Source organism: Paraburkholderia sp. BR10141, from assembly GCF_056155635.1.
Genome location: NZ_JBMIQH010000008.1, coordinates 95,930 through 115,895 on the forward strand (window position 1 = coordinate 95,930; position 19,966 = coordinate 115,895).

The 19,966-nt window shown below is 67.7% G+C and carries 13 protein-coding genes; 8 read left to right on the forward strand and 5 right to left on the reverse strand.

All coding sequences use genetic code 11. The annotated features are described in order from the left end of the window. Positions 1-113: 113 nt before the first annotated feature. Positions 114-2,549: a phosphoketolase family protein gene (locus tag ACOJB8_RS13675; RefSeq protein ID WP_342946074.1), complete on the forward strand. Its 2,436-nt coding sequence runs from the start codon at positions 114-116 to the stop codon at positions 2,547-2,549. Positions 2,550-2,565: 16 nt separating this feature from the next. Here ACOJB8_RS13675 and ACOJB8_RS13680 read toward each other — a convergent pair whose 3' ends face one another. Then, positions 2,566-3,543, reverse strand: a complete 978-nt coding sequence (locus tag ACOJB8_RS13680) for an acetyltransferase (RefSeq protein WP_475012907.1) — start codon at positions 3,541-3,543, stop codon at positions 2,566-2,568. A 205-nt stretch (positions 3,544-3,748) separates the two neighbouring features. Between ACOJB8_RS13680 and ACOJB8_RS13685 the strand changes: the two genes are divergently transcribed. After that, complete coding sequence (locus tag ACOJB8_RS13685) at positions 3,749-5,422, forward strand: bifunctional aminoglycoside phosphotransferase/ATP-binding protein (protein WP_475012909.1); 1,674 nt, start codon at positions 3,749-3,751, stop codon at positions 5,420-5,422. A gap of 49 nt (positions 5,423-5,471) precedes the next feature. On the opposite strand, the gene ACOJB8_RS13690 is transcribed toward ACOJB8_RS13685, so the two are convergent. Continuing rightward, the gene (locus tag ACOJB8_RS13690; protein WP_083245038.1) at positions 5,472-5,876 is read right to left on the reverse strand and encodes a transposase; all 405 of its coding nucleotides are present in this window, start codon (positions 5,874-5,876) and stop codon (positions 5,472-5,474) included. A gap of 183 nt (positions 5,877-6,059) precedes the next feature. Between ACOJB8_RS13690 and ACOJB8_RS13695 the strand changes: the two genes are divergently transcribed. Together ACOJB8_RS13695 and ACOJB8_RS13700 are read left to right on the forward strand one after the other, a co-directional pair. Next, positions 6,060-6,887 (forward strand): DUF72 domain-containing protein, encoded by an 828-nt coding sequence (locus tag ACOJB8_RS13695; protein WP_475012911.1) that lies wholly within the window; start codon positions 6,060-6,062, stop codon positions 6,885-6,887. 177 nt (positions 6,888-7,064) lie between these two features. Further along, a complete protein-coding gene (locus tag ACOJB8_RS13700) occupies positions 7,065-8,351 on the forward strand; it encodes a cation:proton antiporter (RefSeq protein WP_475012913.1) in 1,287 nt (428 codons plus the stop codon). Positions 8,352-8,510: 159 nt separating this feature from the next. On the opposite strand, the gene ACOJB8_RS13705 is transcribed toward ACOJB8_RS13700, so the two are convergent. Next, positions 8,511-10,043, reverse strand: coding sequence for an RNA polymerase factor sigma-54 (locus ACOJB8_RS13705; RefSeq protein ID WP_069261965.1), 1,533 nt, complete (start codon positions 10,041-10,043; stop codon positions 8,511-8,513). A gap of 336 nt (positions 10,044-10,379) precedes the next feature. On the opposite strand from ACOJB8_RS13705, the gene ACOJB8_RS13710 reads away from it, so the two are divergent. Next, positions 10,380-10,727, forward strand: coding sequence for a BON domain-containing protein (locus ACOJB8_RS13710; protein ID WP_069261966.1), 348 nt, complete (start codon positions 10,380-10,382; stop codon positions 10,725-10,727). A gap of 106 nt (positions 10,728-10,833) precedes the next feature. Here ACOJB8_RS13710 and ACOJB8_RS13715 read toward each other — a convergent pair whose 3' ends face one another. Continuing rightward, positions 10,834-11,886 (reverse strand): aldo/keto reductase, encoded by a 1,053-nt coding sequence (locus tag ACOJB8_RS13715; protein ID WP_069261967.1) that lies wholly within the window; start codon positions 11,884-11,886, stop codon positions 10,834-10,836. Positions 11,887-12,128: 242 nt separating this feature from the next. Here ACOJB8_RS13715 and ACOJB8_RS13720 point away from each other — a divergent pair, with 242 nt between their 5' ends. Then, on the forward strand, positions 12,129-16,751 hold the full coding sequence (locus tag ACOJB8_RS13720; RefSeq protein ID WP_475012916.1) for an Lhr family helicase: 4,623 nt from the start codon (positions 12,129-12,131) through the stop codon (positions 16,749-16,751). 33 nt (positions 16,752-16,784) lie between these two features. On the opposite strand, the gene ACOJB8_RS13725 is transcribed toward ACOJB8_RS13720, so the two are convergent. Continuing rightward, positions 16,785-18,986, reverse strand: a complete 2,202-nt coding sequence (locus ACOJB8_RS13725) for a heavy metal translocating P-type ATPase (RefSeq protein ID WP_475012918.1) — start codon at positions 18,984-18,986, stop codon at positions 16,785-16,787. Between the two features lie 93 nt (positions 18,987-19,079). Between ACOJB8_RS13725 and ACOJB8_RS13730 the strand changes: the two genes are divergently transcribed. Together ACOJB8_RS13730 and ACOJB8_RS13735 are read left to right on the forward strand one after the other, a co-directional pair. Further along, positions 19,080-19,442, forward strand: coding sequence for a hypothetical protein (locus ACOJB8_RS13730; RefSeq protein WP_475012919.1), 363 nt, complete (start codon positions 19,080-19,082; stop codon positions 19,440-19,442). A gap of 37 nt (positions 19,443-19,479) precedes the next feature. Continuing rightward, positions 19,480-19,965 carry a Cd(II)/Pb(II)-responsive transcriptional regulator gene (locus ACOJB8_RS13735; protein WP_475012921.1) on the forward strand — a complete coding sequence of 162 codons (486 nt, stop codon included), beginning with the start codon at positions 19,480-19,482 and terminating at the stop codon, positions 19,963-19,965. Position 19,966: the final 1 nt, after the last annotated feature.

The following is a 19,966-nucleotide window of genomic DNA, read 5'->3' on the forward strand; positions in this document are numbered from 1 at the left end:
GCGCGCGGAGTCCGTCCGCCGTGCGGGCCGTCGGCTCGCGCCACGCACGCCGCCGCGCCGCGCACGCAGTCCGCCTCGGTCCGCCTTCCGCCGCCGCGCAACCGGAGCCCCGCATGAACGCCACCGACACCCCTGCCTACCCGCCGCTCTCCGACGACCTGCTGCGCCGCATGGACGCCTGGTGGCGCGCGGCCAACTACCTCTCGGTTGGCCAGATCTATCTGCTCGCCAATCCGCTCTTGCGCGAGCCGCTGCAACTCGCGCACGTGAAGCCGCGCCTGCTCGGCCACTGGGGCACGACGCCGGGCCTGAACTTCCTCTACACGCACCTGAATCGCATCATCAACGCGCGCGATCTCGACGTGCTGTTTCTCGCGGGGCCGGGCCACGGCGGCCCCGCCGTCGTCGCGAACACCTGGCTCGAAGGCACCTACAGCGAGACCTGGCCGAACGTGCCGCTGGATGTCGAAGGCATGGCCGTGCTCTTCAAGCAGTTCAGTTTTCCGGGCGGCATTCCGAGCCATGTCGCGCCGCAAACGCCGGGATCGATCCACGAAGGCGGCGAACTCGGCTACGCGCTCTCGCACGCCTACGGCGCGGTGTTCGACAACCCGGATCTGGTCGTCGCCTGCGTGGTGGGCGACGGCGAAGCCGAAACGGGCCCGCTCGCCACCGCCTGGCACTCGAACAAGTTTCTCAATCCCGCCACCGACGGCGCGGTGCTGCCCATCCTCCATCTGAACGGCTACAAGATCGCGGGACCGACCGTGCTCGCGCGCATAGGCGACGACGAACTCGCCTCGCTGATGAAGGGTTATGGCCACGAGCCGATCTTCGTGGAGGCCGAGGAACCGGACGTGGCGCATCGCTTGATGGCCGCCGCGCTCGACACGGCATTCGACGAAATCGCCCGCATCCAGAAGACTGCGCGCGAACTCGCGGACGAACACGGCAACCTGCCGTCCGGCTATGTGCGCCCGCGCTGGCCGATGATCGTCATGCGCACGCCCAAAGGCTGGACGGGCCCGAAGACCGTGGATGGCCAGAAAACCGAAGGCTCGTGGCGCTCGCACCAGGTGCCGCTCGCCAACATTTCGAAGCCGGGGCACCTCGCGCTGCTGGAAGGCTGGATGCGCAGCTACAAGCCCGAGGAACTGTTCGACGCACAAGGCCGCCTCGTGCCCGACATCGCCGCGCTCGCGCCGCAAGGCGAAAAGCGCATGAGCGCGAACCCGCGTTCGAACGGCGGCGGCCGCGTGCGCGAACTGCGCGTGCCACCCTTCGAGCACCACGCCGTGGCTGTGCCCGCACCGGGCCAGGTGGACGCCGAAGCCACGCGCGTGATGGGCGCGTTCCTGCGCGAAGTGATGCGCGTGAACGACGCCACGCGCAACTTCCGCATCTTCGGGCCCGACGAAACTGCGTCGAACCGCTGGGGCGACGTATTTGACGTGACGTCGCGCACCTGGCTCGCGGAGGTCACGCCCGACGACGTCCAGCTCGCCACCAACGGCCGCGTGATGGAAATCCTCTCCGAGCACACCTGCCAGGGCTGGCTGGAAGGCTATCTGCTCACGGGCCGCCACGGTTTCATGTCGTGCTACGAGGCGTTCATCCACATCATCGATTCGATGTTCAACCAGCATGCGAAGTGGCTGCAGGTGATCCGCGAGATTCCGTGGCGGCGGCCACTGCCCTCGCTCAACTATCTGCTCACCTCGCACGTGTGGCGCCAGGACCATAACGGATTCAGCCATCAGGACCCGGGCTTCATCGATTATGCGGTGAACAAGAAGGCGGACACGGTGCGCGTGTATCTGCCGCCCGACGCCAATACGCTGCTCGCCGTGACGGACCATGTGCTGCGCACCTGGAACCGTATCAATATCATCGTGGCGGGCAAGCAGCCGCAGGCGCAATGGCTCGACATGGACGCAGCCATTCGCCACTGCGCGGACGGCATTGGCATCTGGCAATGGGCGAGCAACGACGACGACGGCGAGCCCGACGTCGTGATGGCCTGCGCCGGCGACGTGCCGACCATGGAGACGCTAGCCGCCGTGGATCTGCTGCGCACCTGCCTGCCCGACCTGAAGATCCGCGTGGTGAACGTGGTGGACCTGATGACACTCCAACCCGCCGACCGTCACCCGCACGGTCTGCCCGACGCCGATTTCAACGCGCTGTTCACGACCGACAGGCCCGTGATCTTCGCGCACCATAGCTATCCGACGCTGATCCACAAGCTCACGTACCGGCGCGCCAATCACGCGAACATTCACGTGCACGGCTTCATCGAGGAAGGCACGACGACCACGCCATTCGACATGACGGTGCTCAACCGGCTCGACCGCTACCACCTGTGCGAAGCCGTGATCGACCGCGTGGACGGCCTCGCGCAACGCGCGGCGCATCTGCGCCAGACCCTGCATGACAAGCTGGCCGCGCACCGCCGCTACGTGGACGAGTACGGCGACGACATGCCCGAAATCCGCGACTGGCGCTGGCCGGCGGCGCGCGCCGCGCAGGGCTCAGGTGACACGGCTTAGTTGCGCCTTGCGCCGCTCAGGCCGAAGCCGGCTTCGTGCGCCCGAACACGCGCGCGAACGCGGTGACAAAGGCGTCGAGCCGGTCCGATTCGAGACGATCGATGCCCGCCGCGCCGACCCGGCCGTTTCCGCCGGGGAACGCGCGGCAGAGTTCATCCGCGCCGCGCGGTTCCGTGAGCGGCGCGCGCACGCTCACCGCATAGTTGCCGTCCGCGTTCACGCTCAGCACCGCGTGCGCGCGCGAGGGCTCCTCGTTCGCGAGCACATTGGCGAACACGCCGCGCACGCGGCGCGCCCACGGCTCGTCGGGCAACACGCAAACGCTGCCGTACTGGAGCGCGACGAGCGGCGCGATGGCCTGGGCCAGTTCGAGATCGCCGTGACGGCAACGGGCGAGCTGTCCGACGATGGGCTCCGAGGCGATGAAATCGAACGGATCGGCATAAGGCTTCAGCGCCGCGTACAGATCGAGCGGCGCAATCATGAGATCTTCGACGCAGTCGCCGTAAGCGTTGTAGTTGATCGACTCGCCAAGCTCGCGCAGCTGCACGGCCTGCCCGGCATCGAGCCCGGCCTGCTGGGCAAGCGCCTGCGCCGTGTCGGGCAGGTTGTCGCCCCAGGCCGCCGCGATCGCCCACGGCCGGTAGCGGCCGGCGAGATGGCGGTCCACGAGCACGCTCGTGCAGACCTGCGCCGTCGTGTCGATATGCGCGACGAGATTCCTGTTCACAGGCAGGTCGCCCGCGTGGTGATGATCGAAATATTCGATCACGACGTCTTTCGCAAGTAGCGCGGTGAGCGCCTTGCGATTCACATCGAACGAAATGTCGAGAACCGTTAGCGAGTCGCCCGGCTTGGCGGGCACGCGCTCGACGAGTGCGATGTCGCGCTTCGCGCCGGTGATGAGCGTCGCCTCGCGCGGCCTTGCGAGCCGCAGTTGATGCAGCGCGCAGATGCCGTCTGCGTCGCCGTTGAATACGTCGAAATGCGCCATGTATCCGGAATTCCGTTGGGTTGAACTAGACAGTATCGCGCAGCCTCCCCCGATTGCACAAAAGGTACAAGACGCCGATGCCCATGCAGACCGTTTCGACCAAGGCATTGACATGCCGCGCAACGGCCTTCCCGAGCTGGCTCGCGCTATGCTGGTTCTGACGCTTGTCGCCCCGTTGCCCTCTTTTCCCACGACAGCCACGCCGATGTCCGACACGCCTATCTCACGCCATGTCCCCAATCGCCAGCGCGTAGCGCGCCGCCACAGCCGCCTCGTGGACGCCGCGCTCTCGCGCGCCTCCACGTATGCGCACCCGGCCGGGCGCATCGTGCGCATCGAAACGCATATTTCCGTGGTGTATCTCGCCGGGCGGTACGCGTACAAGATCATGAAGCCCGTCGATTTCGGCTTCGTCAATTTTGTGCGGCTCGATGCCCGGCTCCGCTGCTGCGAAGCTGAGATTCGTCTGAATGCGCCCTTCGCCGGACCGATTTATCGCGACACAGGCGAACTATTTCTCGACGGTCGGCGTTGCAGGCTCAGGTCCAGACGCGGCGTGCGCGGCAACGTAAAGGTCATCGACTATGCGGTACGTATGCGCCGCTTCGATCAGCGTCTGCTGTTTTCGAACCTGCTCGCGCACGGTGAACTGGGCACGGACGATATCGATGCAGCCGCAACCAGCCTCGCCGCGAGCCATCGGCATGCGCACCGGGCCGGACGCGGGCCGATGGCGCCCGCAGCGCGCCTCGGCTCGGCAGCACTGCTGCGCGAACAGGTGCTCGCGGCGCTCGCGCCCCTCGAAGCGGATCCGCGCACCGCGCATGCAGTGACACGCGCCGGGTTGCGCGAGACGTGCGAAAGCGAACTCGCACGTCTTGCGCAGCACCTGGACGGCCGCCGCACGAACGGATTCGTGCGCGCCTGCCACGGCGATCTGCATCTCGACAACATCGTGCGGTACGGGCGGCACGCGCTGATGTTCGATTGCATCGAGTTCAGCGACGAACTGCGCTGGATCGACGTGACCTGCGATCTTGCGTTCCTGCTGATGGATCTGCGCGCGCATGGCCGCTCCGCCTATGCCCACCGTCTGCTCAATCGCTACCTCGAAGCGACAGGCGATTTCGCGGGGCTCGCGGCGTTGCGGCTCCATATCGTTTATCGCGCGCTGGTACGGGCATTGGTAGCGACGCTCAAGGCGGGATCGCCCGCGCGGTCCGATGCGCAAGCCCGCGCAGGCGTCGCCTCGCGCTACCTGGCGCTCGCGGCCAGCGAAGCGCGCGCCATGCGCGAGCCCGCACCCTGGCTTCTGCTCTGCCACGGCTTTTCGGGGTCGGGAAAGTCGGTCGCGAGCCGCGCGCTCGCCGAATTGAGCGGGGCGATCCGTGTGTCGAGCGATCTCGAACGCAAGCGGCTCGAACCCTTCGCCCCGCCCTCGCTCGAGGCGCTGCCGGCAAGCGCCTACACACATGCCGCGCTCGATGCGCTTTACGAACGCCTCGTCGCCCATGTGCGCGACGTGCTGAACGCGGGCTACACGGCGCTAGTCGATGCGACGTTTCTCAAGGCAACGCATCGCGCACGTTTTGCAGCGCTCGCGCGTGAGCTGAACCGGCCAATGCTGATCCTGAACTTCCACGCGCCGCAAGTGCGGCTCGCCGAGCGTGTGAACGCTCGCGCGCATGGGCCGCGCGACGCTTCCGACGCCGGCGCCGACGTGCTCGCCGCACAATTGGCGCAAGCGGACCCACTCGATGCGCGCGAACGGCAGCGCACCGTTGATCTCAATACCGACGTGGAAATCGCGGCATTCTCGCGCGAACCCTGGTGGGCGCCGCTGTTCGCACGCATGCGAGCGGAGGATGGGGGAATTTGATGCTGCGGCGGACTGATGATCCGCCGCAGAATACCTGCGCGCTGCCCGCTCATCGCTCCACGAAAGGCCGCGAGAGCGGCCAGCGCAGCGAGGACGCCACCGGAAAGCGCGGCTTGCGGCCGGCCGGCGAGCGCCACGGCTGCATGCGTGCGGCCATGGCCGCGCACAGGGCGAGGCCTTCCTCGCCGTGCAGACGCTCCATGGCGTGATGCACGAGACCGGCGTCGAACCACAGCTTGAAGCGGCGATGGCAGGTGCGGAAATCGGGATACTGCTCGGGCAGCTTCGACCAGACCGAGCCGGTGGCCAGTACCCAAAGGATTCCCGCGAAAACGCGACGAGGATTGTGCGCCGGGCGCCCGCGGCGGCGACCTTCAACACGGATTTCGTGAAACATGGGCGCGATGCTGCGCCACTGCACATCGGTAAGTTCCGGAGATATACGGGAAGACATCTGATGGCCCCTGTGAAGTTATCTGACACAACTGGACTAAAGTAGCCTCACAGCGGACAGGAAAATATCGGACTATGCCTAAAAATCGGGATGAACTCGGCGGTTCAGATCGGCACGCTAACCAGCGGCCGCGGCCAGTGCTGCGCTACACTGCGCCATCCCGGCTTCGCTGACGGATTTCCAATGGCGCCTTCATCCACTTCAAAAGCCCGGCACGGCCGGATTCGCGTCGGCGTGGGCGGCTGGATCTATGCCCCGTGGCGTGGCACGTTCTATCCCGACGGCCTTGCGCAGCGCCGCGAGCTGGAATATGCGAGCCGTCATCTCTCGACGCTGGAAATCAACAGCACGTATTACGGCGCGCAGCGCCCCGAAAGCTTCACGCGCTGGCACGATGAAACCCCGGAAGACTTCGTGTTCTCGCTGAAAGCCCCGCGCTTCGCGATGAATCGCCGTGTGCTGGCCGAAGCCGGGGCCACGATCGAGCGCTTCCTGAGCGGCGGCGTGCTGAACCTGCGCGACAAACTCGGGCCGATCAACTGGCAGATCACGCCGGGCAAGCGCTTCGATCCCGAGGACTACGCACGATTTCTCGAACTGCTGCCGGACGAGGCCGAAGGCCGCCCGCTGCGCCACGCGCTCGAAGTGCGCGACGAGAGTTTTTGCACGCCGGAATTCGTCGCACTCGCGCGCAAGCACAAGGCGGCGATCGTCATCAGCGGCGATTCGGACTATCCGCTGATCGGCGATACGAGCGCGCCGTTCGTCTATGCCCGCATCATGGGAACCGCGCAGAATCGCCCGCAGGGCTATGCTCCCGCCGATCTCGACCTCTGGGCGAAGCGCGCGCTCGCCTGGTCGCGCGGCGAAACACCCGACGACCTCGCCACCTACGCGAAGCCGCTCGCCGCGAAGGCCGGCCGCGACGTGTATCTATACGTCATCAGCGGCTTCAAGGAGCGCAACCCGGCGGCAGCGGTGGCGCTGATCGAGCGCGTCGGTGCAAGCTAGCCGCGCTCGGCGAATCTCATCTGACACGTAAAAGACCGTAATGCCGCCGTCATGACCTGGTCAGCAGCGAGTTGATATGGGTCAACATGCAAAGTTGCAACGCAGCGAGATACTGAATCGATGCGTTGCGGGTACTGCCGCTCCCGCCGCCCAACCGCACCACGGAGTGTCCTGCCTTTGCAAACTGCAATCGAATTCACCATCCGCGCCGGTATCCTGCTACTCATCATTGCGCTCTGCCACGCCGCTGCACAGCGTTTTCGTCTCTCCGATTCGTTCGGCCTGACCAGCGCCGGCGTGCTGCTCGGCGCGGGCTACCTCGCCTTGCAACAGTTCGCCCCGGCCTTCACCGCTTCGACTGTCGTACCCTTGCTCACGACATCGCTTCCGCCCGAGGCGTATCTCTGGATATTTCTGCCGCCCATCCTCTTCGAAGCGGCGTTGCAGGTCGATACGCGCGGTCTTTTCGCCGATCTCGCGCCCATCCTTCTGCTCGCGATCGGCGCGGTGGTGGCCGCTGCGGCAGGCGTTGGCCTCGCCACGTGGATCAGCAGCGGCGAGAGCCTGATCGTCTGCCTGCTGCTCGGCGCAATCGTCAGCACGACGGATCCTTCCACCGTGATCGCGCTCTTTCGCAATAGCGGCGCGCCCGAACGCCTGATCCGGCTGATCGAGGGCGAAAGCCTGCTCAACGATGCCGCCGCTATCACCATCTCCACGCTCCTCACGAGTGCACTGGTGCTGGCGCCGACCGCTGCGCACAACCACGGCTATCCGCTCGCATCGTTCCTCGTTTCGCTCGTCGGCGGCTGCACGTTTGGGGCGCTCGCGGGAGCGCTTTTCGTGGCGACGTCGAGCGCGCTGCGCCGCCTGCCTTTTTCCGAGTACGCGCTGTCGCTCGCGCTGCCCACGCTGCTCTATCCGACCGCGGAACACGGGCTTCACGTTTCCGGCGTGGCCGCAGTGGTGTGTGCGGGTCTCGCGGCCAGCCAGCTCATGCGGACACGCCCGCGCGCCGCGAGCCAGGGGCTGTTTCGCCAGCTTTCGGCGTACCAGGCTGGCATCGCCTCCGCCGCTGTCTTTCTGCTCGCGTCAGCGCACGTGCCCGGTCTGGTGCATACGCTGCATCTGCGCGACGCCCTCCCGCTCGGGCTGGCGCTGGTGGCCGCCACTCTGAGCCGATTCGGCATCCTCACGATCTTCGTGCCGCTGCTGAGCCGCTTTGGCATCTGCAAGCCGCTGCCGCGCGCGCATCAATGGCTGATCGCATGGGGCGGCGTGCGCGGGCCCGTCACGCTCACGCTCGCGATTTGCGTCGCGCGCAACGACGCGCTTTCGCCCGACACGCGCGCGTTCGCGGCCGCGATGGCCGCTGCCTTCGTGCTGTTGAATCTGCTCTGCAACGGCCTCACGTTAGGACGTGTGGCGCGATGGCTCGGCATTGCGCCGCACACTTCCGGCTGACGCGCGCGGCGCTTCGCCCTGCGCTGGGTGCGCCACAAATCGCCGATCGCGGCGCGCGTAACGTCACATGCGGTCCACGCGCTACCACACGTGTCGTTACGCCGGTCACGCGCCGCTGACCTCCCCCCGTCTTCCGGCACGCGGAAGAAACCGCATGCCTCAAATCTGCCGGCGCATCTCAGCCGCTGGCAGCTTCATCATCTGCCGATACTTCGTGACCGTGCGGCGCGCCACCTGCACGCCCTGCTTTTCGAGTTCCTGCGTGAGGATGACGTCGGAAAGCGGGTCGCGCGGATCTTCGGCGTCGATCATTTCCTTGATGAGCGCGCGCACCGCAGCCGCCGAGCACGTGCCACCCGTGCGCGTCTCCAGCTCGCGCGGGAAGAAGCGCTTGAACTCGAAGATGCCGCGCGGCGTGGCCATGTACTTGTTGCCCGTGGCGCGCGAGACGGTCGACTCGTGCAGACCTAATTCGTCGGCGACGTCGCGCAGCAGCATAGGCCGCAGCGCGATTTCGCCGTACTGGAAGAACGCCTTCTGACGCGCGACGATGCACTCGCCCACGCGCAGGATCGTCTCGCAGCGCTTGTGCGCGTTGCGGATCAGCCAGCGCGCTTCCTGCAGCTGCTGAGCGAGCGGCGAGCGGCTCGTCTGATCCGAGCGCGCGAACATTTCCGCATAGAGCTTGTGGATGCGCGCGCGCGGCTCGATGGCCGGGTTCACGCTCACCACCCACTTGCCGCGCACCTGGCGCACGATCACGTCAGGAATGACGTAGCCGCCGTCCGCGCGGCCATAGTGGTTGCCCGGTTTCGGATCGAGGCGGCGCACGAGCGCACTCGCGGCCTGCAGCGAGGCGGCGTCGCAGCCGAGCTGGCGCTGTAGCTCCCCGTGCTCGCGGCGCGCGAGGCGTTCGAGATGCTGCGAGACGATCTGCAAGGCCAGTTCGCGATGCGGGGTGTCGTGAGGCATCGCCTCGAGCTGAAGCACGAGGCATTCGGAGAGCGAGCGCGCACCGATGCCGGGGCGATCGAGCGTCTGCACCACCCGCAGCGCCACGCGCAGACGGTCCTCGTCGAGCGCGTCGCCCGCGCCCTCCACATCGGCGAGATCGGCGAGGTCCTGACGCAGGTAGCCGTCGTCGTCGAGTGCCTCGATCACGATCTGCGTTGCGATCCGGTCAAGGTCGTCGAGCGGCGAGAGGCGCAGCGCCTCATGCAACTGCTCGCGCAGCGTAACCGGCACGCGCACCCAGTCGGAGGCCTCGGAATCGCCATCCTCGCCGCCGCGATAGCTCGACGTGCGCAACGCGCCGGGCGTTGGCATCTCGGCGGTGTAGCCCGAGCCTTCGTCGCTGTAGCTGGCCTCGGCGTACGAGGTCTCGGCGTAGGGGGACGCTTCCTGCGCCATGCCGGCATCGAGGCCGGACTCGCCGGCGCCTTCGGTCGCCATGGCGGGAACTTCGGCCGCGGGCGCCGCCGCGGAGCCGATGCCCGCTGCGCCGTCGGCCGCTTCGGCAGCCTCGCCGGTCTCCGAAGCGGGCGGGACATATTCGAGGAACGGATTGGTGTCGAGCGCCTCGCGCAGCTCCTGCTGGAATTCGAGCGATGACAGTTGCAGCAGCCTCACCGCCTGCTGAAGACGCGGCGTGAGCGCCAGATGCTGGCGCGCGTGTAACGCGATGGAAGGCATGGCAATCCCGTTTTGTTGAATTGAGTGGTAACACCGCTCATGCAACAGCCATGCCAGTTTTTACAACGCACTGTTTTGAAACGGGATCGGCACTTGCAACGCTTACGACGCGAGCCTTTTTCCGACCCCACCGTGGAGATTTTTACAACGGTGCGGAAAAATTTGTGCGCGCGCCGGTCGGGGAAACCGGGTCGCGTGAATCGGCCGCAATCCCGCATAGTGGGCTGTGCAGACGGCTTCCAGCAGGCTTTCAACGGCGTGCGCAGCGAGCGCCGGCGCGGCGAGGCACGCACCTTGCGGAGGGAAGCTGCGACCACAACCAGAAAGGGAGTAGCCATGAAGCGCATCCTGATCCTCAAGACCGCGGCTGGCGCCGCTTGCATGACGTTCGCACTTCTCGCCGGTGCGCAGACCACGACGAACAGCTCCGCGCCCGCGGCCAGTTCGGAGTCCATGGGCCAGCACGTCGACGACGCAACCATCACGACCAAGGTCAAGGCCGAACTGCTCGGCGCGAAGAACGTGAAGTCCGAGCACATCCACGTGAAGACGCGTAAGGGTGTGGTCTCGCTCACCGGCACCGTGCCGAGCGCCGAGGACCGCGACAACGCCAGGCAGGTCGTGGAAGGCGTCTCGGGCGTGACCTCGGTGAAGAACCATCTGAAGGTCTCGGCGGCGAGCTGACCGATCGTCCGGGCAACCGGATCGACCCAGTTTCAGGCCAGACCGCGCCGGCGGCTTCCACCGCCGGCGCTTTTCATTCCAGCTTCGTTCCCGCGTCATTCCCGCGTCATTCCTCTTCCTGCCGCGATTGCCGCAGCTGCGCGCGCCGCTGCTCGCCCTGACGCGCGAGCATCCAGCCCGGATACTCGGCGGGCAGTCCGCTCGCCTCGCCCAGCACGCCTAGCTCCTCGACACTGAGCTTCACTTTCGTGGCCGCGATGTTGTCGTCGAGCTGGTCCACGCGTTTCGCGCCGATGATCACCGATGTCACCGCCTTCTGATGCAGCAGCCACGCAAGCGCGATCTGCGCGACCGACACGCCTTTGGCCTGCGCGATAGGCCGCATCGCGTCCACGCAGTCCCATGCGCGCTCGCGGTTCACCGGCGGAAAATCGAAGGTCGTGCGGCGGCTGCCCGCCTCGCCTTGCTGGTCGCGCCCATACTTGCCGCTCAGGAGCCCGCCCGCGAGCGGACTCCAGACCATCAGTCCGAGCCCCTCGCTCTCCAGCATCGGCACGAGCTCGCGTTCGAGATCGCGCCCTGCGATCGTGTAGTAAGCCTGCAGCGACTCGAAGCGCGCGAGCCCTTCGCGCTGCGCAATGCCCAGCGCCTTCACGATCTGCCAGGCGGCCCAGTTCGAAACGCCGGCGTAGCGCACATGCCCCTGCTGCACGAGCGTATCGAGCGCGCGCACCGTTTCCTCGATCGGGGTGACGGGGTCGAAGGCGTGAATCTGATACAGGTCGATGTGGTCGAGCTGCAGTCGCTTCAGGCTCGCCTTCACGCCGTCCATGATGTGATAGCGCGTGGCGCCGCGCTCGTTCGGCGACGAGCCCATTTCGCCGAACACCTTGGTCGCGATCACCACCTGCTCGCGCGGGATCTTGAGGTTCTTGAGCGCCTGGCCGGTGATCTGCTCGGAAACGCCTTGCGAGTAGACGTCGGCGGTATCGATGAAATTGACGCCCGCGTCCAGCGCGCGGCCAACGAGCCGTTCGGCGTCGGACTGCTGGAGATCGCCGATCTGGTTCCAGATGCCGGTGCCGCCGCCGAAGGTCATCGTGCCGAGGCAGAGTTCTGAAACGAACAGGCCGGTGCGGCCCAGGGGGTTGTAACGCATGGTGTGACTCCGTCGTGGGTTCGAGGGAAAGTCCAACGCGGCGAGGATACTGCGTTCGGGCCGCGCCTGCCGGATGGCCGTCACGGCTTGAAACGCAGCAAGGCGGCCGTACATTCCAGCCTGCACCCTGCAACGCCAGCAGCCGCATCGACCCGCGCCAGGCAGGCGCGCACGAAAGCTGCGAGACTGGCAGACGTGCAATGCCGCCGCCTCTGCCGCTTTTCTTGCCGCACATCGCCCGCATGACAACGCCTTCGCCCGTATCCGATCCGCACGCCCCGGCAGCCGCCGCCAGTCAAGACGGCGAGCAAAGCGACGTGCTCGCGCGCTTTCATCCGGCTGTGGCCGGCTGGTTCCGGCGCAGCTTCGACGCGCCCACTGCCGCGCAACGCGCCGCATGGCCGTTAATTGCGAGCCGGCGCGCGACGCTGGTGGCCGCCCCGACCGGCTCGGGCAAGACGCTCACCGCCTTTCTCGCTGCGCTCGACGAACTCGTGCGCGATGGCCTCGCGAACGGTGGCGCACTGCCCGACACGACGCTTGTCGTCTACGTGTCGCCGCTCAAGGCGCTTTCCAACGACATCCGGCTCAATCTGGAACGGCCGCTCGAAGGTATCGGCGAGGAACTCGCGCGGCTTGGCTTGCCCCCGATCGACATCCGTACCGCGGTACGCACCGGCGATACGCCGCAGCCCGAGCGTGCGGCGCTGCGCAAACGCGCGCCGCACATCCTCGTCACGACGCCCGAATCGCTCTACGTGCTGCTCGGCTCCGAATCGGGCCGCCGCATGCTGGCGAGCGCGCGCAGCGTGATTGTCGACGAGATTCACGCGCTCGCGGGCAACAAGCGCGGCTGCCATCTCGCGCTGAGCCTCGAGCGGCTCGATGCGTTGTGCGGCGCGCGTCTGCTGCGCATCGGGCTGTCGGCCACGCAAAAGCCGATCGAAACCGTCGCGCGCTTTCTGGTGGGCATGGGCGACGCGGCGCAAGATCCGAACGCAAACCCGCCCGCGTGCGAGATCGTCGATGTGGGCCATACGCGCAAGCGCGATCTTGCGATAGAAATGCCACCCGTGCCGCTCGAAGCCGTGATGGCAAACGACGTGTGGGAGCGCGTGTACGACCGCATGGCCGAACTCGTCGCCATGCACCGCACGACGCTCGTGTTCGTCAACACGCGCCGCATGGCCGAGCGCGTGGCGCGCCATCTCACCGACCGTCTGGGCGCCGAAGCCGTGGCCGCGCACCACGGCAGCCTCGCGCGCGAGCATCGGTTTCTCGCCGAGCAGCGGCTCAAGAGCGGCGATCTGCGCGTGCTTGTGGCGACGGCGTCGCTCGAACTGGGCATCGATATCGGCGACGTCGATCTCGTGTGCCAGATCGGCTCGCCGCGCTCGATCGCGGGCTTCCTGCAGCGCGTCGGGCGCTCGGGCCACCAGGTCGGCGGCGTGCCGAAGGGACGGATCTTCCCCACGTCGCGCGACGACCTGATCGAATGTGCGGCGCTGCTGGATAGCGTGAGGCGCGGCGAACTTGACCGCCTCGCGCTGCCGCAAGCGCCGCTCGATGTGCTCGCGCAGCAGATCGTCGCCGAAGTGGCCTGCGAGGCCTGGGAAGAAGACGCGCTCTATGCGCTCGTGCGGCGCGCCACGCCATGGGCGGCGCTCGAGCGCGCGCAGTTCGACGCCGTGCTGCGCATGCTCGCCGAAGGTTACACGAGCCGCCACGGGCCGCGCGCCGCCTACCTGCATCGCGACGTGGTGAGCCACACACTGCGTGCGCGGCGCGGTGCTCGGCTCGTCGCGCTCACGTCGGGCGGCACGATTCCCGACAACGCCGACTACTCGGTGCTGCTCGAACCGCAGGGCGTGCAGATCGGCACCGTCAACGAGGACTTCGCCGTCGAAAGCCTCGCGGGCGACGTGTTCCAGCTCGGCAACGCGTCGTACCGGATCCTGCGCATCGAGGCGGGCCGCGTGCGCGTGGAAGACGCCCAAGGGCAGCCGCCCAGCATTCCGTTCTGGCTAGGCGAGGCGCCAGGTCGCAGCGACGAGCTTTCGTTCGCGATTTCGCGGCTGCGCAAGCAGGTGGAAGCCGCGCTGATCGATGCGAGCGCGAGCGCTGGCGCGACGGACGACGCCGCGTCGCCCGCCGTGGTCGATCGCGCCACGGCGGCGCTCGCCACATCGCTCGAGATCGACGATGCCGCCGCGCGCCAGATCGTCGAATATCTCGCGCGCGCCCGCGCCGCGCTCACGGTGTTGCCCACCCAGGACACGCTCGTCATGGAGCGCTTCTTCGACGAGGCGGGCGGCACGCAGCTCGTGATTCATACCCCGTTCGGCAGCCGCCTGAACCGCGCGTGGGGTCTCGCGCTGCGCAAGCGTTTTTGCCGCCAGTTCAACTTCGAGCTGCAGGCCGCCGCGACCGAGGACGCCATCATCCTCTCGCTCACCGGTGCGCACAGCTTCGCGCTGGACGAGGTATGGCGCTATCTCCATTCGAATTCCGCAGAACATCTGCTCGTGCAGGCGCTGCTCGAGGCGCCGCTGTTCGGCGTGCGCTGGCGCTGGAATGCGACCACGTCGCTCGCGCTGCCGCGTCAGACCAGCGGACGCAAGACGCCGCCGCAGATCCAGCGCATGCGCAGCGAAGACCTGCTCGCGGCCGTGTTTCCCGACCAGGTGGCGTGCGTCGAAAACATTGCGGGCGAGCGTGAAGTACCGCGCCATCCGCTCGTCGACCAGACGCTCGACGACTGCCTCCATGATGCTATGGATACCGAAGCATGGATCGCGCTGCTGCGGCGCATCGAGGCAGGCGACCTGAAGCTCGTGGTGCGCGAACTGCCCGCGCCCTCTGCGCTCGCTGCCGAAATCCTCACCGCGCGCCCCTATGCGTTCCTCGACGACGCCCCGATCGAAGAGCGGCGTACTCAGGCCGTGCTGTCGCGCCGGTGGAGCGACCCAGAATCCACCGACGATCTCGGCGCGCTCGACCCCGAAGCGATTGCGAGCGTGCGCGAAGAAGCCTGGCCGCAAGTGCGAGACGCCGACGAAATGCACGACGCCCTCACGAGCCTCGGCGTTCTCGCCGAAAGCGAGGCGCAGCAGGCGCCGCAGTGGCTCGCATGGCTCGCCGATCTGGCGGCGGCGGGCCGCGCAACGCGGCTACCGGTCTCGGATCACGACGCGCTGTGGGTGGGCATCGAGCGGCTTGCGTGTGTGCAGGCCATCTATCCCCAGGCGCAGTGCGAGCCGCCGCTCACGCCGCCGCCTGAATACGCGGATACGTGGACCGAAGACGCGGCGCTCGTCGAGATCGTGCGCGCACGGCTGTCGGGCTTCGGACCGCTCACGATCGCGCAGGTGGCGCGGCCGCTCGCGCTGGAGGCGAGCGTGGCGGCGCTCGCGCTCACGCGCCTCGAAACCGAAGGCACCGTGATGCGCGGGCGCTTCACGCCGCAAGCGATGGGCGGCGGCCAGGAGGAATGGTGCGAACGCCATCTGCTCGCGCGTATCCACCGCTACACGGTGCGCAAGCTGCGGCGCGAAATCGAGCCGGTCGAGCGTCACGACTTCATGCGCTTCCTGTTCGAATGGCAACGCGTGGCCCCCGGCTCGCGCGGCTCTGGCCGCGACGCGCTCGCCGCCGTGCTCGACCAGCTCGAAGGCTGGGAAGCGTCGGCACTCGCATGGGAGGACGAAATCCTGCCGGCGCGTATCGACGATTACACGCCCATGCTGCTCGACGAGCTGTGCCGTTCGGGGCGGCTTGCCTGGGCGCGGCTGCCCGCGCGTGCGGCGGCCGCTTCGACGGTACGCAGCACGCCGGTCGTGCTGCTCGCGCGCCGCGAGCTGGCGCGCTGGATGGCGCTCGTCGAAACGACCGACACGGGCGGCCTGTCGGCGCGCGCGCAGCGCGTGTACGAGGCGCTGCTGCGGCACGGCGCGATGTTCTTCGACGAACTCGCTGCCGACGCGCACCTGCTCGGCGTCGAACTGGAGAACGCGCTCGGCGAACTGGTGGCGGCAGGCCTCGTCAACGCAGACAGCTTTGCCGGGCTGCGCGCGCTCGTAAAGCCGGCGGCGCAGCGCAGCGCGCATCACGGCAGACGCCGGCCGCGCGGCTTCGGGCCGCTCGCCGGCGGCATGGCCGACGCGGGGCGCTGGGCGACGCTGCGGCGTGTTGCGTTGGCCGATGCGTCGAGCGCTCCGGTTGCGGATCTGGACGATGAAGCCGCGCTTGTCGCGACGGAACCGACTGGACCGACTGGACCGACTGGACCGACTGGACCGACTGGACCGATTTCGAGCGCAGCAGCGGGCCTGCGTTCGCAGGCGCTTGCGCGTGCAAGGCAAACGACCGCCAGCACCGCGCGCCGGCCGCCCGCTGACCCGGATCTGCTGGAGCACGTCGCCAACGTGCTGCTGCGCCGTTACGGCGTGGTCAGTTGGCACCTGCTCGGACGCGAGGCTGCGTGGCTGCCGCCGTGGCGCGATCTGCTGCGCGTGCTGCATCGCCTGGAGGCGCGCGGCGAGGTACGAGGTGGACGCTTCGTCACCGGGATTTCGGGCGAACAGTTCGCACTGCCCGAAGCCGTGGCGCTCCTGCGCGACGTGCGGCGGCGTGCAGCAGCGCAAGGCGGAGGCGGCGCGCTCGTCTGCGTGAGCGCCGCCGATCCCCTCAATCTTCTCGGCACGCTGCTGCCTGGCGAGAAGGTGCCCGCGCTCGCCGGCAACCGTATCGTGTTCCGCGACGGCGTGCCGGCCGCCACCCTGATTGCCGGCCGCTTCGGCTTTCTCGGCGAGTTCGACGAAAGCGCCCGCGCCGAACTCCGCGCCCGCCTCGCGAAGCCTTGGTGAGGCGCGCTGGGCGCGCGCGGGCGGGACTGACTGTTAGTTGCGTTGCTCTGCCTGCGCGCAAGGCTTCAGCACGTTGCGCGTGCCGTCGAAATGCCGGCGCACGCGCAGACCGTTCGCCACGACGAGCAGACTCGCGCCCACGTCGGCGAACACGGCCATCCAGAGCGTGGCCTCGCCCGCCATCGCGAGCACGAGAAACACGGCCTTGATGCCGAGCGCAAGCGCGATGTTTTGCTTGAGCACGCTCGCGGTCTTGCGCGAGAGGCCGATGAACGCGGCGATTTTGCGCGGATCGTCGTCCATGATCGCGACGTCGGCGGTTTCGAGTGCGGTCGCGGTGCCCGCCGCGCCCATCGCGAAGCCGATGTCGGCGCGTGCGAGCGCGGGCGCGTCGTTCACGCCATCGCCGACCATTGCCGCCATCCCGTACTGCTTCGAGAGAGCGGCGATCGCGTCCTGCTTGTCCTGCGGCAGCAGATTGCCGCGCGCGTCGTCGATGCCGAGTTGATCGGCGATCGCCCGCGCGGTCGACGCGTTGTCGCCGGTCAGCATGACGGGCGTCACGCCGAGCGCGCGCAAGGCGCGCACGGCCGGTGCGCTTTCCGTACGCAGCGCGTCGGCCACGGCGAACACGGCGACGGCCTCCTGCGGCGCGCACAGCACGATCGCCGTCTTGCCCGCTATTTCCAGCGCGGCCAGCTGCGCTTCGAGTTCGGGCGAGCACAAGCCGAGCTCCTCCACCAGACGGTGATTGCCGAGGCGCCAGAGCGTGCCGTCGACGCGGCCCTGCACGCCGCGACCGTTCAGCACCGCGAACTGATCGACGGCGAGCAGGCGTGCCTCCGGCTGTCGCGCCCGCCAGCCTTCGACCACCGCGCGGGCGACGGGGTGCGTACTCGCATCGTCCAGGCTCGCGGCAATGCGCAGTGCTTGTTCTGTTGAAAGCGGCGGTTCGCTGGACTCCCCTGCGCCGACCAGCGCCCGAATCGGCGCCTTGAGCGCATCGGTCAGGACAGGTTCGCCGCGTGTGAGCGTGCCGGTCTTGTCGAGCGCGACGGCCTTGAGCAGCCGGCCGCGTTCGAGCCACACGCCGCCCTTCACGAGCATGCCGTGGCGCGCGGCGGCGGCGAGGCCGCTCACGACCGTCACCGGCGTCGAGACGACGAGCGCGCACGGGCAGGCGATCACGAGCAGAACGAGCGCCTTGTAGAGCCATGCACTCCACGCGCCACCGAAGACGAGCGGCCCGGCCAGCGCCAGCACCACGGCAAGCACGACCACGGCCGGCGTGTAGTAGCGCGCGAACTGGTCGACGAAGCGCTGCGTGGGCGCGCGCTGCGCCTGCGCCTCCTGCACCGCCGCGGCGATGCGAGCGAGCGTGCTGTCCTTCGCGGGCGCGGTGACGAGCGCTTCGACCACACCATCGACGACGATGCTGCCCGCGTAAAGCACCGCGCCGGTTTCCTTGTCGACAGGCAGGCTTTCGCCCGTGATCGGCGCCTGATCGAGCGCGGCTCGGCCGGCGATCACGCGCGCGTCGAGCGGCACGCGCTGGCCTGTACGTACACGAACACGGCTGCCGACAGCCACATCGCCCACCGCGCACTCGCACCATTCGCCTTGTCCGGATGCGCCCTCGCTGGGTTGCCAGACTTCGGCGGTCTCAGGCGCGAGCGCGGTCAGCGCACGGATGGCCTGACGGGCGCGTTCGAGCGACAGCGCCTCGATTTCCTCCGCAAGGGCGAACAGGAACACCACCATCGCCGCTTCCGGCCACTTGCCGATCGCAATGGCGCCGATCAACGCCAGCGACATCAGGAAATAAATGTTGATTGTGAAGTTGCGCAGCGCGATCCAGCCCTTGCGCAGCGTGGGCAGACCCGCGCACACGATCGAGATGGCTGCGCAAGCGAGTACGAGCAGGCTGGTTTCCCGGCCGGTGCGCCAGGCGAGCACCTCGGCGCCTGCGGCTGCCACGCCGCTCACCGCCAGCAGCAGCTTCTGGCGCAGTACGAGACCGACCGGCGCAGGCGGGGCGTCTTGCGCGGACGCGCTTTCATCCAACTCACGCGGCGCCATGTCGAGTGCGCGCAGCGCGGCGACGACCGGCTGTGTATCGTCGAGCCGATGATGGACAGTCAGCTCGCGCGCGAGCAGGTCGAAATCGAGGCGCACGACGCCCGGCAGGGGTTCGAGCCGGATGCGGATCAGGCGCTCTTCGGTCGGGCAATCCATGTTTTGGATGCGCCAGCGAGCGCGGCGCGTGCCTTCGGGCGCCGGAGCCGTGTTGCGCTGACTTTGCGGCGGCGTGCTGTGCGCAGTGTCGCCGTGACAGCAGCTATGGGCGTGCGCGTGGCTGTTCGGCTCGGTTTGTCCGTGGCCGTGCTCGTTGTCGTGGTCATGGTTGTGGCCGTGACCGCGGCCCTGATCGTTGTCGTGGCCGTGCGCATGGCCTTGGTCGTGGGCGTGCTCGTGACCATGGGCACGATCATGGTCTTGTCCTTGATCCTGGTCGTGCCTATGCCCGTGGCCGCCGCACGCGCCGCCCACGCCGCCAGACCCGTGAGCGCCGCCCACCGTCCGTTCCTCATCACGCGCGCGAAGGCGTTGCGCAATGCCGAGCCGCGACACGTAGCTCTGGTTCATAGCCGGTTTCTCCCAAAAGTGACACAATCATTGAACAGCCTGTAGCCGCTACAGGGTCAAGTGATTTGGGAGAGCCGCGACCATGCGAATTGGTGAACTGGCGCGCTGCGCGCACTGCGACGTCGAAACGGTGCGCTTTTACGAGCGCGAAGGCCTTCTGGACGAGCCCGCGCGCGAAACCAACGGTTACCGCAGCTACACGGCCGTGCATGCCGCGCAGCTCAACTTTATCCGTCATTGCAGGTCACTCGGCATCGGGCTCACGGACATTCGCATGCTGCGCCGCTTCCAGGCCGACCCGAGCCAACCCTGCGACGAAGTCAACGAATTGATCGACAGCCAGATCGAGCGCATCCATCAGCAGATCGAAGCGATGCGCGTACTCGAGCAGCAATTACGCACGCTGCGCGAGAGCTGCCATGCCAATCAGAGCAGCAGCGCGGAGTGCGGGATCATGAAGAGTCTCGAACAGCCCGTCGACGACGAAAGCTGCTCATGCCATGGTGACGGGCACGCCGCACAGGACGCGCCGCCTGCAGACGGCGCGCCATCCCCTCAGCGCCACTAGC

What these genes read in the sequence shown, in the direction of transcription:
- ACOJB8_RS13685 (WP_475012909.1), top strand. Translation starts at nt 3,749, where the DNA reads ATGTCCGACACGCCTATCTCACGCCATGTCCCCAATCGCCAGCGCGTA.
- ACOJB8_RS13695 (WP_475012911.1), top strand. Translation starts at nt 6,060, where the DNA reads ATGGCGCCTTCATCCACTTCAAAAGCCCGGCACGGCCGGATTCGCGTC.
- ACOJB8_RS13720 (WP_475012916.1), top strand. Translation starts at nt 12,129, where the DNA reads ATGACAACGCCTTCGCCCGTATCCGATCCGCACGCCCCGGCAGCCGCC.
- ACOJB8_RS13710 (WP_069261966.1), top strand. Translation starts at nt 10,380, where the DNA reads ATGAAGCGCATCCTGATCCTCAAGACCGCGGCTGGCGCCGCTTGCATG.
- ACOJB8_RS13725 (WP_475012918.1), bottom strand. Translation starts at nt 18,986, where the DNA reads ATGGATTGCCCGACCGAAGAGCGCCTGATCCGCATCCGGCTCGAACCC.
- ACOJB8_RS13675 (WP_342946074.1), top strand. Translation starts at nt 114, where the DNA reads ATGAACGCCACCGACACCCCTGCCTACCCGCCGCTCTCCGACGACCTG.
- ACOJB8_RS13690 (WP_083245038.1), bottom strand. Translation starts at nt 5,876, where the DNA reads ATGTCTTCCCGTATATCTCCGGAACTTACCGATGTGCAGTGGCGCAGC.
- ACOJB8_RS13680 (WP_475012907.1), bottom strand. Translation starts at nt 3,543, where the DNA reads ATGGCGCATTTCGACGTATTCAACGGCGACGCAGACGGCATCTGCGCG.
- ACOJB8_RS13735 (WP_475012921.1), top strand. Translation starts at nt 19,480, where the DNA reads ATGCGAATTGGTGAACTGGCGCGCTGCGCGCACTGCGACGTCGAAACG.
- ACOJB8_RS13705 (WP_069261965.1), bottom strand. Translation starts at nt 10,043, where the DNA reads ATGCCTTCCATCGCGTTACACGCGCGCCAGCATCTGGCGCTCACGCCG.
- ACOJB8_RS13715 (WP_069261967.1), bottom strand. Translation starts at nt 11,886, where the DNA reads ATGCGTTACAACCCCCTGGGCCGCACCGGCCTGTTCGTTTCAGAACTC.